Below are 13828 nucleotides of genomic sequence, written 5' to 3' on the forward strand. Positions count from 1 at the left end.
GTGCTTGGGGGAGTCATGAATAGGTGCCCACGTAACAATAGATGGGCACCTAATGTCGCCAGCCAGGGCCTTCCGTGTAAGGTGTGTTCACCGGGCGGTTACGGCCCAGTCATCGTCAGGCACAAATTCAGAAACCCCAGCTTCGAGAGAGGCTGGGGTTTTGTCGTTTCCGAGCCACCATCATGCGACGCGATATTTCGCGGAGGTGGCGCATGAAAAAGCCCGACTGCATGGGCCGGGCCTGGAAGCATCATCGGGGGATGGAACCCCTCACAGCGCGGCGATCTTGTCGCGTTGTTCCACCAGCAGGTTGCGGGCGGCCTGGTACTCCTGGAGCTTGCCGCGCTCCTTCTCCACCACCGCCTCGGGGGCCTTGGCCACGAAGTTCTCGTTGCCGAGCTTCTTCTCGATGCCGCCGATCAATTTTTCCTGCTTGTCGATCTCCTTGGCGAGGCGTTGGAGCTCTGCTTCCTTGTCGATCAGGTCGGCCATGGGCACCAGGACTTCCATATCGCCGACCAGTTGCGTCGCCGACAGCGGCGCCTCTTTTGACTCGTCGAGAGGAGCGATCGAGTTGAGTTTCGCCAGCTTCATCAGGAAACGATGATTCTGGATGTAACGCCTAAGATCCTCTTGATCACATTTGGCCAGGTGCACATCCAATGGCTTGCCCGGGGCGATGTTCATCTCGGCGCGGATGTTGCGCACCGCCACGATCACCCCCTTGAGCCACTCGATATCGTGGGTGGCCGTTGCGTCGATCTTGTCGTCTTCGGCCTGCGGCCAGGGCTGGACCATGATCGACTCACCTTCCACGCCGGCCAGCGGCGCCACGCGCTGCCAGATCTCCTCGCTGATGTAGGGCATCATCGGGTGGGCCAGGCGCAGGATCGCCTCCAGCACGCGGACCAGGGTGCGGCGGGTGCCGCGCTTGGCTTCCGCGCTGGCGTTGTCGTCCCAGAGTACCGGCTTGGAGAGCTCCAGGTACCAGTCGCAGTACTCGTTCCACACGAACTCGTAGAGCGCCTGGGAGGCGTGGTCGAAGCGGAACTCCTCCATCGCACGGGTCACCTGGGCCTCGGTCTGTTGCAGGCGCGAGACGATCCAGCGGTCGGCGAGCGACAGCTCCACGGGGGCGTCGCCCAGGCCGGTGTCCTGCCCCTCGGCATTCATCAGCACATAGCGCGAGGCGTTCCACAGCTTGTTGCAGAAGTTGCGGTAGCCATCCAGGCGGCCCATGTCGAACTTGATGTCGCGCCCGGTGGTGGCCTGGGAGAGGAAGGTGAAGCGCAGCGCATCGGTGCCGTGGGGCTCGATGCCCTCGGGGAACTCGGCGCGGGTGGCCTTGGCGATCGCCTGGGCCTTCTGCGGCTGCATCAGGCTGCCGGTGCGCTTCTCGACCAGGCTGTCCAGGTCGATGCCGTCGATCAGGTCGATGGGATCCAGGACGTTGCCCTTGGACTTGGACATCTTCTGACCCTGGCCGTCGCGGATCAGGCCGTGGACATAGACCTGCTTGAAGGGCACCTCGCCGGTGAACTTGCATGTCAGCATGATCATCCGCGCGACCCAGAAGAAGATGATGTCGAAGCCGGTGACCAGAACGCTCGAGGGGTGGAAGGTGGCCAGCTCCTCAGTATGCTCCGGCCAGCCCAGGGTGCCGAAGGTCCACAGCCCGGAGCTGAACCAGGTGTCCAGCACGTCCTCGTCCTGAGCCAGCTCGAGGTCTTCGGGCAGGCCGTACTTGTCACGGGCCTCGGCCTCGCTGCGGGCCACGAAGACGTTGCCCTCGGCGTCGTACCAGGCGGGGATGCGGTGGCCCCACCACAGCTGGCGGGAGATGCACCAGTCCTGGAGGTCGCGCATCCACGAGAAGTACATGTTCTCGTAGTTCTTCGGCACGAACTGGATGTCACCCTTCTCCACGGCCTCGATGGCCGGCTTGGCGAGGCTCTCCACGGCGACGAACCACTGGTCGGTGAGCAGCGGCTCGATGACGTCGCCGGAGCGGTCGCCATAGGGCAGGGTGTTGCTGACCGTCTCGACCTGCTCGAGCAGTCCCGCCGCCTCCATGTCGGCGACGATCCGCTTGCGGGCCTCGAAGCGGTCGAGCCCGGCGTAGGCCTCGGGCAGCGTCGGGTCGATGTCCGGCAGTGGCCGGCCCTGGATATCGAAGGCCTCGGCGCGTTCGAGGATCGCGGCGTCCTGGGTGAAGACGTTGATCAGCGGCAGGTCCTGGCGGCGACCGACCTCGTAGTCGTTGAAGTCGTGGGCCGGGGTGACCTTCACGCAGCCGGAACCCTTGTCCATGTCGGCGTGTTCGTCGGCGACGATGGGGATGCGTCGGCCGACCAGGGGGAGCTCCACGAACTTGCCCACCAGGGAGGCATAGCGTGGATCCTCGGGGTTGACCGCCACCCCGGTATCACCCAGCAGGGTCTCGGGGCGGGTGGTGGCGACGACCAGGTGGTCGTGGCCCGCCTCCGTCTTCACGCCATCGGTCAGCGGATAGCGGAAGTGCCAGAACTGGCCCTGCTGGTCGCGGTTCTCCACCTCCAGGTCGGAGATGGCGGTGTGCAGGGTCGGGTCCCAGTTGACCAGGCGCTTGCCGCGGTAGATCAGGTCCTCTTCATGGAGGCGCACGAAGACTTCCTGCACCGCCTTGTAGAAGCCGTCGTCCATGGTGAAGCGCTCGCGGCTCCAGTCGACGCTGGCGCCCATGCGGCGCAGTTGACGGGTGATATGGTCACCGGATTCGTGCTTCCACTCCCACACCTTGTCGATGAAGGTCTCGCGCCCCAGGTCATGGCGACTCTTGCCCTCCTCGGCGGCGACCTTGCGCTCCACCAGCATCTGGGTGGCGATGCCGGCGTGGTCGGTGCCCACCTGCCACAGGGTGTTGCGGCCCTGCATGCGCCGCCAGCGGATCAGGGTGTCCATGATGGTGTCCTGGAAGGCGTGCCCCATGTGCAGGCTACCGGTGACGTTGGGCGGCGGGATCATGATCGAGTAGGGCTCGCCCTGGCCCGAGGGGGCGAAGCGGTTGTCGGCCTCCCAGCGCTCGTACCAGCGGGATTCGATCTGCTCGGGTTGGTAGGTCTTGTCCATGGGCGTTCCGGGTCCAGAAATGGGCGCACTCGGCGTCGGGCCCACCGGGGGCGCCGCCGGCCGAGGGGCGGGATTGCGTCAGGATATGCTGAAAAATGGCCCCGATTATAGCCTGTCGGGGCCTCGAACGTCAGCTCGACTGGCCGCGTAACTGGTGGGCCTTCACCGGGTAGCCGCGCTTCCGGTAGGTCTGCCAGCATTCGCGCTTGGCGGTCAGCACGTCCTGGTGCTGGTTGATGATCTCGGCGACCCGCTCGAAGCGCGAGAACCACTCGGGGATGCCCGGCGAGAGGTTGAGCAGGGCCTGGACGGACGCGTCGGGATCGGGGGGAGCCTCCCAGCCCAGGGTCACCGGTACCGCCCCGGCATGTTCGCTGTTCGCCAGGGCATGGGGCACGTAGGCATCGCCACGGAAGGTCCAGAGCCGCTCGTCGAGCTCTTTGGCCATGGCCTCGTCCTCGGCGTGCAGGTGCAGCCGGTAGCCCTTGCGCTGGATGGTCTCGGCCAGCCGGCAGGCGAAGTCGAGGCGCGCTTCCAGCGTGGTGTCGGGTAAGACGTAGAAATCGACTTGGGTCATGGCACTCGCCAGACAGTGGTAGTCGGGGCTGATCCGGCGACAGGGCTGCGAGGGGGCGCTGTGAACCCTTCCCTGGGCGCTACCGATGCCATCCCTGGCATAGGACCCCCTCTTCGCCCTGTCCCCGGCGCCCCGTCGGCGTATGAGAACGGAAGAAAGCTACCAGTGGATCAAGTCAACCGGGTCAGCCAGCCGTGGGTGTCCTCGGCGCGGCCGTACTGCAGGTCGAGCAGCTTGGTGCGCAGGCGCTTGGCGATGGGGTTGCCGTCCGCGCCGGCCAGCCGGATGCGGTCCTCCTCGGTGACCAGCTCGCCGACCGGGGTGATCACCGCGGCGGTGCCGCAGGCGAAGACCTCGGTGATCTCACCGCTGGCGGCACCCTCATGCCACTCGTCGATGCTGATCGGGCGCTCCTCGGGGGTCAGGCCCTCGTCGCGGCCCAGGGTCAGTACCGAGTCGCGGGTCACGCCCTCGAGGATGGTGTCGGTGAGGCGCGGGGTGACCAGGCGCCCGTCCTGGTAGACGAAGAACAGGTTCATTCCGCCCAGTTCTTCCAGCCACTTGTTCTCGCGGGCGTCGAGGAAGGCCACCTGGCCGCAGCCGTGCTTCTCGGCCTCCTTCTGGGCGGCCAGCGAGGCGGCGTAGTTGCCGCCGCACTTGGCGAAGCCGGTGCCGCCGGGGGCGGCGCGCTTGTAGTGGCTGGAGAGCCAGATCGACACCGGCTCCACGCCGCCCTTGAAATAGGCCGCCGCCGGCGAGGCGATCACGTAGTAGTCCACCTCGTGGGCCGGACGCACGCCGAGGAACTTCTCGCTGGCGATCATGAAGGGGCGCAGGTAGAGGCTCGATTCGTCGGCCTCGCCGGCCGGGGTCGGCACCCAGGCGTGGTCCTGGGCGAGCAGCGCCTTGAGCGAGCCGATGAAGTCGGCGTCGGAGAGCTCCGGCAGCGCCAGGCGACGCGCGCTGCGGCGGAAGCGCTCGGCGTTCTTCTCGGGGCGGAAGGTCCAGACGGAACCGTCGGCGTGACGGTAGGCCTTGATGCCTTCGAAGATCTCCTGGCCGTAGTGCAGCACGGCGGCGGCCGGGTCCAGGGTCAGCGGGCCATAGGGGCGCACCTCGCGGCCGTGCCAGCCGGCGTCCAGGGTCCAGCGCACGTGGGCCATATGGTCGGCGAAGTGGCGGCCGAAGCCGGGATTGGCGAGGATGTCCTCGCGGATGGCATCGGCCGTGGGATGGGCATTGGGTAGCAGTTCGAAGCTGTCTGTCGACACGGCAAGGGGTCTCCGCTGCACCCGGGGCGCTCTCCCCGCCCCGGGGTAGTAAGGGAACCACGGGCCGGCATCGGCCGGCCCGGGACATCGATTCGTCGGTCAGTCCCCATGAGAAAGTCGCCGCCGCAAAAAGGCAACCCCTCCATGGGGAGCAGGGGTCAGGAGGCCTCGGTCTCCACACTGGCGTCCGCCTCACGGTCGAGCAGATACTGGGTCAGCAGGCCCACCGGACGACCGCTGGCGCCCTTCTGCTTGCCGGAGGCCCAGGCGGTGCCGGCGATGTCCAGGTGCGCCCAGGGGAAGGTGTCGGCGAAGCGCGAGAGGAAGCAGGCGGCGGTGATGGTACCCGCCGGGCGGCCGCCGATGTTGGCCAGGTCGGCGAAATTGGAGTCGAGCTGCTCCTGGTACTCGTCCCACAGCGGCAGGTGCCAGGCGCGGTCCCAGGCGGTCTCGCCGGCCTCGAGCAGGTCGAGGGCCAGGTCGTCGTCGTTGGACAGCAGTCCGGAGGCGTGGTGGCCCAGGGCGATGATGGCGGCGCCGGTGAGGGTGGCGATGTCCACCACGCTGGCCGGCTCGAAGCGCTCGGCGTAGGTCAGGGCGTCGCACAGCACCAGGCGACCCTCGGCGTCGGTGTTGAGCACCTCCACCGACAGGCCCTTGAGGGTCTTGATGATGTCGCCGGGCTTGGTGGCGCGACCGTCGGGCATGTTCTCGGCGGCGGCGACAATGGCCACCAGGTTGATGCTCGGGCGGATCGCCAGGGTGGCCTTGACGGTGCCGAACACGCTGGCCGCACCGCACATGTCGAACTTCATCTCGTCCATGGCCTCGCCGGGCTTGAGCGAGATGCCGCCGGTATCGAAGGTGATGCCCTTGCCTATCAGCACATGCGGCGCCTCGTCGGGATCCTCGGCGCCCTGGTACTTCATGACGATCAGCCGCGAGGGTTCGGCACTGCCGCGGCCCACGGAGAGCAGGGTATTGGCCCCCAGCGCCTCGAGGGCCTCCTCGTCGAGGATCTCCACCTCCAGCGCCCCGCCGGAGGCCTGGCCCAGTGCCTCGGCCTGGTCGGCCAGGTAGCGCGGGGTGCAGACGTTGGCCGGCAGGTTGCCCAGGGTGCGGGTGTAGTCGATGCCCTCGCCCACGGCATCGCCGATACGGGCGCCCTCGCCGGCGGCCGCGGCGTCGCCGTCCTCGCTGACCAGCAGGGTGACCCGCTCCAGGCGTGGGGTGGGGGCCTTCTCGGACTTGAACTCGTCGAAGCGATAGAGGGTGCGGTGGGTCGCCTCGGCCACCATGCGTGCCTTCCAGGCGACGTCACGCTCGGCCAGCGGCACCTCGGTGAAGGCCATGACGCAGTCGTCCACGGGCAGGCCCGCCAGGGCGCCCAGGGCGGCGTCCAGGGCCTTGCGGAAGCCCGCTTCCTGGCACTTGTCGCGCTCGCCCAGGCCCACCAGCAGCAGGCGTTCAGTCCCCAGCCCCGGCGCGAAGGGGATCAGCTGTACGTTGCCCAGCTTGGCGTCGAAGTCGCCGCGCTCCAGAAGCTGGCCGATCAGCTTCTCGCTGGCGTCGTCGAGGCGGGCGGCGGTGGGCAGCAGCTCGGCCTCCTTGAACACCGGGATGACGAGACAGGCGGTCTCGATCTTGGCGGGATTACCCGTCTTTACTGGGAATTCCATGACGTCTCCACAAGACAAGCGTTGGGGTTACAAGTCGAAGAGGGATTCTGGATAATGCCGGCACGTCGCCGTGTCACCCCAGTGTACCCAAGGCATGGCCCCATTGCATGGCAGCCGCCACATGATCATCTTTCGTTACCTGACCCGCGAGATCCTGCTGACCATGGCCGCCGTCGCCGGCGTGCTGCTGCTGGTGATCATGGGTAGCCGCTTCATCCGCTACTTCAGCAACGCCGCCGAGGGCGAGATCCCGGTGGATATCCTGGGTACCCTGATGCTGCTCCACCTGCCGGGATTCCTCGAACTGATCCTGCCGTTGGCCTTCTTCCTGGGGATCCTGCTCGCTTACGGCCAGCTCTACCTCAACAGCGAGATCACCGTGCTGGTGGCCTGTGGCACCAGTCCCAACCGGCTGCTGCAGGTGAGCCTGGTGCCGGCGACCCTGGTGGCGCTGCTGGTGGGCCTGTGCAGCCTCTGGCTGACCCCGACCGGGGCGTTGCAGACCGAGCGGCTGCTCGAGGACCAGCGCAGCCGGGTGGACTTCACGACCCTGGGACCGGGGCGCTTCCAGGAGTTCGGCAGCGGGCGCACGGCCTACACCGAGGGCTTCAGCGAGGACGGCCGCGAGATGCGCGGAGTCTTCATCAGCGAGCGCCAACGCCGCAGCGATGGCACGCCGGAGAGCGTGGTGACCCGCGCCGAGGCCGGCTACCAGACCCTGGACCCCGAGACCGGCAGCCGCTTCCTGGTGCTCGCCGACGGCGAGCGCTACAGCGTCGAGCCCGGTCGCCACCAGGCCGAGCGCCTGGAGTTCGACACCTATGCGGTGCGCCTCTCCCGCGCCGAGGTGGCCGGCGATCCGGACGCCGTCGAGTATGCCACCACGGCGGCGCTGCTCGGTGATGACGCGCCGCGGGCCCAGGCCCAGCTGCAGTGGCGGTTGGGGATGCCGCTGATGGTGTTCATCCTCACCCTGCTGGCCATGCCGCTGTCCCGGGTCAATCCGCGCCAGGGGCGCTTCGCCAAGCTGCTGCCGGCGATCTTCCTGCACGTGGCCTACCTGAGCCTGCTACTGGCGACCCTGGACGCCATCGGTCGCGGTCGCTTCCCGGCCGCGCTGGGCATGTGGCCGATCCACGCTGCCTTCCTGGCCCTGGGCCTGATCATGACGGTGCGTGCCCAGCGCCGGGGGATGGCCGGATGATCGCCGATCGCTTCGACCGCTACCTGGCGCGCAACGTCCTGGCCGCCATCATCGTGGTGCAGCTGGTGCTGCTGGGGCTCGACCTGGTCATCACCTACATCAACGACCTGGGCGACGTGGAGGGCGACTACGGCGCCTTCCAGGTGCTGCTCTACCTGCTCATGCGGCTGCCCTGGCGGCTCTACCAGTACGCCCCGGTGGCGGTGCTGATCGGTGCCCTGGTGGGGCTGGGCAGCATGGCCTCGAGCAACGAGCTCACCGTGATGCGCGCCGCAGGCCGTTCGCTGGCGCGCATCCTCTGGGGGACGATGAAGCCGATCATCCTGGTGGTGGTAGTGCTGCTGCTGGTGGCCGAGTTCGTCAGCCCGCGCACCGAGCAATTCGCCAACGCCTGGCGGCTGGAGAAGATCCAGGGGACGGGGGCCGTGGTCACCCAGAGCGGTGGCTGGCAACGCGAGGGCGACAGCTTCTACCGCTTCGGCGCCATCCGCGCCGACGACACCGTGCTCGACCTGACCCGCTACCGCTTCGAGGGGCAGCAGCTGCGCGAGGCGACCAGCGCCGAGCGCGCCGTCTGGCGGGAGGGGCGCTGGGAGCTCGAGGACGTGGCGGTGACGCGCTTCGAGGAGGGCCGGACCGAGGCCGAGCGCCTCGATCGCCAGCCCTGGGAGACCGCCCTGACGCCGGCACAGCTGTCGCGCCTGCTGCGCGACGTCGAGAGCCAGGCACCCAGCGAGCTGTGGGCCTATGCGCACTACCTGCGGGGCCAGGGGCAGCAGGCGACCCTGCCGCTGCTGCACTTCTGGCAGAAGATACTGATGCCGCTGACCATGGCCTCGCTGGTGCTGGTGGCGGCTTCCTTCGTGTTCGGACCGCTGCGCAGCGTGGCGGCCGGCACCCGGGTCTTCTACGGCGTGGTCACCGGCCTGGTGTTCAAGTACCTGCAGGACCTGCTGGCGCCGGCCTCCACGGTGTTCGGCTTCTCCCCCGCCTGGGCGGTGCTGGCGCCGACCCTGATCTGTGCCGCCCTGGGCCTCTACCTGTTGCGGCGTACCGCCTGAGTCAAGGACTTCCCATGCAGCGACGCTTCGGCAATCTCGACGACGCCTGGCCGGCGGGACTCGCCCGCCGGCTCGGTGCCATGCTCTACGACGGTTTCCTGGTCGCCGCCCTCTGGATCCTGGTGGCCGGCCTGCACCTCCTGGTGGTGCGCCAGTTGATCGGGTTGTCGGCAGAGCAGGTGGGCACCGGCCTCGTTCAGGTACTGTCGCTGCGCCTGGCCATGCTCGCCGCCGCCTTCGCCTTCTTCGCCTTCTGCTGGTGCCGCGGGGGCATGACCCTGGGCATGCAGGCCTGGCGCCTGCGGGTGCAGACCCGCGACGGCTACTCCATCACCCTGTGCCAGAGCCTGGTCCGCTACCTGGTGGCCTGGCTCTCGGTGGCGGCCCTGGGGCTCGGCTACCTGTGGATCCTGGTCGATCGCGAGCGGCGCAGTTGGTCGGACATCGCCTCCGGCACCCGGGTGGTGGTGCTGCCCCGGGCGGGGAAGTCACGGCGGGGATGGTAGGCATCAGACTTTGGTCGGCAAGTGGCTTGCAATGACCTTTGCGAATCATTTACATTATTCCTCGCAATCGAACGCGAGGTGACAGGCATGTACGTGTGCATCTGCAAGGGGGTCTCCGACCACCGCATCCGCCGGGCCGTCGAGGACGGCGCGCGCAACTGGCGCGAGGTCCAGGCCGAGACCGGCTGTGGCACCCAGTGCGGCAAGTGTGCCTGCCTGGGCAAGGACATCACCCGCGAGGCCGTGAAGGACGAACTGCTGATGACCGCCGACGAGCTCGCCTACGCCGTTTGACGGCAATCGCGATCATTCTTGTTGGCGTTATCAGGGCGCTGATTTCATTGGATTTTTCTGAGATTCGTCTAGACTGTCACTCAGTGTTTGGCAAGCTTCTCACGGCGTGCCAAGCTTTCAGTCATCTCCCCCGACGATTGCGAGAGGCGAATCCATGAAAGGCGACAGCAAGGTCATCGAACATCTCAACCGCGCCCTGGGCAACGAGCTGGTGGCCATCAACCAGTACTTCCTGCACGCCAAGATGTACAAGGACTGGGGCCTGCAGAAGCTGGCCAAGTGGGAGTACGACGAGTCGATCGAGGAGATGGTCCACGCCGACAAGCTGATCGAGCGCATCCTCTTCCTCGAGGGCATCCCCAACCTGCAGGACCTCGGCAAGCTGCACATCGGCGAGAACGTGCGCGAGATGCTGGAGTGCGACCTGCAGATCGAGCATGACGGCCGCAAGGACTACATCGCGGCGATCACCTACTGCGAGCAGGTCAAGGACTATGTGACCCGCGATCTGTTGCGTGACCTGCTGGCCGACGAGGAAGAGCACATCGACCACATCGAGACCGAGCTCGGCCTCATCGACAAGGTTGGCCTCGAGAACTACCTGCAGAAGCAGATGCAGCAGGCCGGCGAGGAGTGATTCCCGCCCGGCGATTCCGCCAGCATGCCTTTCCGCACCGGCGCCCACGTGGCGCCGGTGTCGCGTTGTTGGCTAGAAGGCCTTCTCCAGGTCGAAGCGGGGTACCGGTTCGCCCTGCACCTCCACCAGCTCGGTGAAGTCGTCGAGGGGCCGCACCCAGAGGCCATAGTCGCCGTACAGGGCGCGATAGACCACCAGCGGCTCCTCTGTCTCGCTGTGGTGGGCCACGCCGAGCACCTCGTAGCGGTTGCCCTTGTAGTGGTAGTAGATACCGGGGACGGGTAACGGCTGGGTCATGGTGGGCTCCAGGTCGGCGGGGCCGGGACGGCCCCGGATGGCGATGGCGGGGGTCACCCCCGGTCTGAGGCAGTGTGGTCCCTGGTGGCCTGCCTGGCCAGCCGGGCCAGGGTCCGCGAGGCGGCCGCGAAGCCGAAGCCGCCGGTGACGAAGGTGGCGGCGCCGAAGCCCGAGGCGCAGTCGAGGCGCATCGCCTCGCCGTGGCCGGGCTTCTGCAGGCACACCTCGCCGTCGCCGCTCGGATAGACCAGCTGCTCGTCGGAGTAGACGCACTCCACCGCGAAGCGCCGCCTGGGATTGCGCGAGAAGCCGTAGTCGCGGCGCAGCCGGGCACGCACCTTGGCCAGCAGGGGGTCGTGCTCGGTGCGCGCCAGGTCCGCCACCCGGATGCGGGTGGGATCGGTCTGGCCACCCGCCGCGCCGGTCACGGTGAGCGGCAACTTGCGCCGTCGGCACCAGGCGATCAGCGCCGCCTTGGCCGCCACGCTGTCGATGGCGTCGATGAGGTGGTCGGCGTCCTCGGGGATGCGCTGGGCCAGGTTCCCGGGGGTCACGAAGGCGGTGTCGGCCACCGCCTCGATGCCCGGCTGGATCGCCCGGCAGCGCTCGGCCAGCACCTCCACCTTGGGGCGGCCCACGGTGCCGTCCAGGGCGTGCAACTGGCGGTTGACGTTCGATACGCAGACGTCGTCGAGGTCAATCAGGGTCAGCTTGCCGATCCCGGAGCGGGCCAGGGCCTCCACCGCCCAGCTGCCCACGCCGCCCACGCCGACCACCACCACGTGGGCGCGCCGGAAGTGCTCATAGGCGCGGGTGCCGTAGAGCCGGCGGATGCCGCCGAAGCGCAGGGCATGGTCGTCCTGGAAGGAGCTGGCGGGGGAGGGGGCGATGGAGTCGGTCATGGGCTCAGGGAATGGCGGCAGTGGTCGAGACTTGCGGGGCGTGGTGAATGGCATCCACGGGCAGGTGACCGGCCCAGCCGAGGCGCTGTAGCAGCGCCGCGAGGGTGGCGTCCGGGGCGCAGTCGATGGCCAGGCGCCGGCCCGTCACCGGATGCTCGAAGGCCAGGCCCACCGCGACCAGCAGCAGGCGCGGGGCGTCGAGGCGCTCGGCGAAGAAGCGGTTGTGGTTGCCCTTGCCGTGCTTGGCGTCGCCGATGATCGGATAGCCGCGCCGCGACAGGTGGCGGCGGATCTGGTGGCGGCGACCGGTGAGCGGGCGCGCCTCCATCAGCGAGTAGCGGGCCTGGGGGTAGCGATCCACCCGTACCGGCAGCTCCACGCTGTCCAGGCGGCGCACCTCGGTGATGGCCTCCTGGGCCGGCATCTCCGCCTTGGGGCGTCGGCCGTCCTCCTCGCGCAGCGGGTAGGCGAGACGCTCGGCCTCGGGGCCGATGCCGCGTACCACCGCCAGGTAGCGCTTGGCCACCCCGCGGCCGCTGAAGGCCTCGCCGAGGCACGCGGCAATCTCCGGCGACAGGGCGAAGACCATGGCCCCGGAGGTGGGGCGGTCGAGGCGATGCACCGGGTAGACCCGCCGACCCAGCCGGTCGCGCAGGCGCTGCACCAGGAAGTCGCGCTCGCCGCGGGCCAGGGCGGTGCGATGCACCAGCAGCCCCGCCGGCTTGTGCACGACGACCAGGTGCTCGTCGCCATGGAGTATCCGCAGGTCATCCATCATGCCATCCGATCCACTCGTGGAGGGCGGCCATTGTCGCCGCCAGGCGCCGGCTTGTCATCCCGCCGGGGCCTCAGCGTGCCCCCTGGCCCAGTGGCGGGAGGGCCAGGATCGCCAGGCGCAGCTCGGCCTTGCGTACGCGCAGCGTGGTGAGCCAGTGCTCCAGCCCCTGGTGCGAGGCGTCCGGCAGTTCCGGGCCCGCCGACGAGGCGACGAAGGTGTCGAGCCAGTCGAGCTGGGTGCAGAGGTCCTGAAAGTCGTCGAGCAGCGCCTGTCGCTCCTTGAGGCGTTCGAGCAGGTGCCGATGCCGCTCCGGCGAGAGTTCCGCCAGGTAGCGGATGCGTTTCACCCGCTTGCGCAGTTTGTGCAGTGCCGCATCCGTCGAGGCCTCGGTCAGCGAGAGCGCCTGGGCATCGTGCCGGGCCAGGCGCTCTTCGAGCACTCCGTCGATCTGGTGCTCCTGCAGGCCGGACAGCGCCCCGGCCAGCTCCTGGGAGGCGATGGCGTCCCGCCATGCCAGCATGTCCCGGGCATAGGCCCGGCGCCGCAGCTGGCGACAGAGCTCGCGGCGGGCCTCACGGGCTCGCTCGTGGAGCCAGGCGACCAGGGGCGTGAGGGCGGGGCCGGCTTCAGGTGGGGGGCGGTGATCCAGGCCATCCAGGAAGACGTCGAGGTCGCGCAGCTCGCTGGTGGCCCGAGCGCGTCGCCTGAGCCCCTTCAGGGCCCCATTCAGGCCCGCGACCTCGACGATGGCCAGCAGGGTCTCGGCCAGGGCCCGGCTGCGACGCAGGTTGACCCGGTACTGGTGCAGGAACTCGGGGTCCTGGCCCGCGGCGACGCCCTGCTCCAGGGCCCGGATCATGCGGTACTGGTGTTCGAGCTGGGTAATGACGCGATGCCGGGTTCCCAGGCCGTCGAGGGCGGGAGGCGCCGGTGCCTGGCGCCGGAAGAGGGCATGGCTCGCCATCCGCGGCGTGAGGCAGTGGAGCACCTCGCCGTGCCGGCGGCCGAGCTCCTGCCAGGTGGCGATGGGCAGGGCGAGGTGCAGCAAGCCTCCGGTGGGCAGGCACTGCGCCGCCTGGGGGCATAGTCGCCGGGCGAGCTCCAGCAGGGCCGGGTTGTGGCCGATCAGGGCCAGGTGGTCGGCGTCGGGGGCGGTGGCCTTGAGCCACCGGCGCAGCGACTTCTCCTCGAAGGCATAGAGTGCCTCGTGATAGTGGGCCCGGCCGGCCAGGCCGAGCTCGGGCAGTGCCGCATCCAGCCCCATCAGCGTCTCTCTGGCGCGGACGGCGGTACTGACATGGACCTCGCCGTCGAAGGCGCCCAGGCGCTGCAGCGGTTCCGCCATGGCGGCCACCTGGCGCCGACCGCGGCCGCTCAGCGGGCGCCCGTGGTCGTCGACGTCGCCGGCCCGCTTCGCGCGGGCATGGCGGATCAGGTAGAGATGCTTCATGGGCGACTTCGCGGTCGTGACATGGTGCTCGGCTCCCATGACAGTCTAGCGCGCAGATGGTGAC

The 13828-nt window shown here is 68.5% G+C and carries 13 protein-coding genes; 5 read left to right on the forward strand and 8 right to left on the reverse strand.

The window, feature by feature from the left end:
* Positions 1-270 precede the first annotated feature (270 nt).
* From QWY80_RS06525 to QWY80_RS06540, 4 genes are all read right to left on the reverse strand, one after another.
* Complete coding sequence (locus QWY80_RS06525; protein ID WP_290229927.1) at positions 271-3108, reverse strand: valine--tRNA ligase; 2838 nt, start codon at positions 3106-3108, stop codon at positions 271-273.
* A gap of 130 nt (positions 3109-3238) precedes the next feature.
* Positions 3239-3685, reverse strand: coding sequence for a DNA polymerase III subunit chi (locus QWY80_RS06530; RefSeq protein ID WP_290229928.1), 447 nt, complete (start codon positions 3683-3685; stop codon positions 3239-3241).
* Between the two features lie 170 nt (positions 3686-3855).
* Positions 3856-4956: a branched-chain amino acid aminotransferase gene (locus QWY80_RS06535; RefSeq protein ID WP_290229930.1), complete on the reverse strand. Its 1101-nt coding sequence runs from the start codon at positions 4954-4956 to the stop codon at positions 3856-3858.
* A 158-nt stretch (positions 4957-5114) separates the two neighbouring features.
* Positions 5115-6635 carry a leucyl aminopeptidase gene (locus tag QWY80_RS06540; protein WP_290229931.1) on the reverse strand — a complete coding sequence of 507 codons (1521 nt, stop codon included), beginning with the start codon at positions 6633-6635 and terminating at the stop codon, positions 5115-5117.
* 121 nt (positions 6636-6756) lie between these two features.
* On the opposite strand from QWY80_RS06540, the gene lptF reads away from it, so the two are divergent.
* From lptF to bfr, 5 genes are all read left to right on the forward strand, one after another.
* A complete protein-coding gene (gene lptF / locus QWY80_RS06545) occupies positions 6757-7839 on the forward strand; it encodes an LPS export ABC transporter permease LptF (RefSeq protein WP_290229932.1) in 1083 nt (360 codons plus the stop codon).
* The gene (gene lptG / locus QWY80_RS06550) at positions 7836-8900 is read left to right on the forward strand and encodes an LPS export ABC transporter permease LptG (protein WP_290229933.1); all 1065 of its coding nucleotides are present in this window, start codon (positions 7836-7838) and stop codon (positions 8898-8900) included. Before lptF ends, lptG begins: the two co-directional genes overlap by 4 nt.
* Positions 8901-8914: 14 nt before the next feature.
* The gene (locus QWY80_RS06555) at positions 8915-9406 is read left to right on the forward strand and encodes an RDD family protein (RefSeq protein WP_290229934.1); all 492 of its coding nucleotides are present in this window, start codon (positions 8915-8917) and stop codon (positions 9404-9406) included.
* A gap of 87 nt (positions 9407-9493) precedes the next feature.
* Positions 9494-9700 carry a (2Fe-2S)-binding protein gene (locus QWY80_RS06560; RefSeq protein ID WP_290229935.1) on the forward strand — a complete coding sequence of 69 codons (207 nt, stop codon included), beginning with the start codon at positions 9494-9496 and terminating at the stop codon, positions 9698-9700.
* A gap of 154 nt (positions 9701-9854) precedes the next feature.
* Complete coding sequence (gene bfr, locus QWY80_RS06565) at positions 9855-10337, forward strand: bacterioferritin (protein WP_290229936.1); 483 nt, start codon at positions 9855-9857, stop codon at positions 10335-10337.
* A gap of 72 nt (positions 10338-10409) precedes the next feature.
* Here the strand turns inward: bfr and QWY80_RS06570 are convergent, their stop codons facing one another.
* The 4 genes from QWY80_RS06570 to QWY80_RS06585 form a co-directional block, all read right to left on the reverse strand.
* Positions 10410-10634 (reverse strand): DUF1653 domain-containing protein, encoded by a 225-nt coding sequence (locus QWY80_RS06570; RefSeq protein ID WP_290229937.1) that lies wholly within the window; start codon positions 10632-10634, stop codon positions 10410-10412.
* 53 nt (positions 10635-10687) lie between these two features.
* Positions 10688-11536: a tRNA cyclic N6-threonylcarbamoyladenosine(37) synthase TcdA gene (gene tcdA, locus QWY80_RS06575; RefSeq protein ID WP_290229938.1), complete on the reverse strand. Its 849-nt coding sequence runs from the start codon at positions 11534-11536 to the stop codon at positions 10688-10690.
* 4 nt (positions 11537-11540) lie between these two features.
* A complete protein-coding gene (locus QWY80_RS06580; RefSeq protein ID WP_290230265.1) occupies positions 11541-12311 on the reverse strand; it encodes a pseudouridine synthase in 771 nt (256 codons plus the stop codon).
* Positions 12312-12384: 73 nt separating this feature from the next.
* Positions 12385-13764 (reverse strand): CHAD domain-containing protein, encoded by a 1380-nt coding sequence (locus QWY80_RS06585; protein ID WP_290229939.1) that lies wholly within the window; start codon positions 13762-13764, stop codon positions 12385-12387.
* Positions 13765-13828: the final 64 nt, after the last annotated feature.

The organism is Halomonas ramblicola (genome assembly GCF_030409215.1).
Lineage (GTDB): Bacteria > Pseudomonadota > Gammaproteobacteria > Pseudomonadales > Halomonadaceae > Halomonas > Halomonas ramblicola.

Excerpts from the sequence above, each read along its gene's own strand:
- QWY80_RS06540 (WP_290229931.1), bottom strand. The coding sequence starts at position 6,635 with ATGGAATTCCCAGTAAAGACGGGTAATCCCGCCAAGATCGAGACCGCC.
- QWY80_RS06580 (WP_290230265.1), bottom strand. The coding sequence starts at position 12,311 with ATGGATGACCTGCGGATACTCCATGGCGACGAGCACCTGGTCGTCGTG.
- QWY80_RS06525 (WP_290229927.1), bottom strand. The coding sequence starts at position 3,108 with ATGGACAAGACCTACCAACCCGAGCAGATCGAATCCCGCTGGTACGAG.
- QWY80_RS06570 (WP_290229937.1), bottom strand. The coding sequence starts at position 10,634 with ATGACCCAGCCGTTACCCGTCCCCGGTATCTACTACCACTACAAGGGC.
- QWY80_RS06560 (WP_290229935.1), top strand. The coding sequence starts at position 9,494 with ATGTACGTGTGCATCTGCAAGGGGGTCTCCGACCACCGCATCCGCCGG.
- lptG (WP_290229933.1), top strand. The coding sequence starts at position 7,836 with ATGATCGCCGATCGCTTCGACCGCTACCTGGCGCGCAACGTCCTGGCC.
- QWY80_RS06585 (WP_290229939.1), bottom strand. The coding sequence starts at position 13,764 with ATGAAGCATCTCTACCTGATCCGCCATGCCCGCGCGAAGCGGGCCGGC.
- tcdA (WP_290229938.1), bottom strand. The coding sequence starts at position 11,536 with ATGACCGACTCCATCGCCCCCTCCCCCGCCAGCTCCTTCCAGGACGAC.
- lptF (WP_290229932.1), top strand. The coding sequence starts at position 6,757 with ATGATCATCTTTCGTTACCTGACCCGCGAGATCCTGCTGACCATGGCC.
- QWY80_RS06555 (WP_290229934.1), top strand. The coding sequence starts at position 8,915 with ATGCAGCGACGCTTCGGCAATCTCGACGACGCCTGGCCGGCGGGACTC.
- QWY80_RS06530 (WP_290229928.1), bottom strand. The coding sequence starts at position 3,685 with ATGACCCAAGTCGATTTCTACGTCTTACCCGACACCACGCTGGAAGCG.
- bfr (WP_290229936.1), top strand. The coding sequence starts at position 9,855 with ATGAAAGGCGACAGCAAGGTCATCGAACATCTCAACCGCGCCCTGGGC.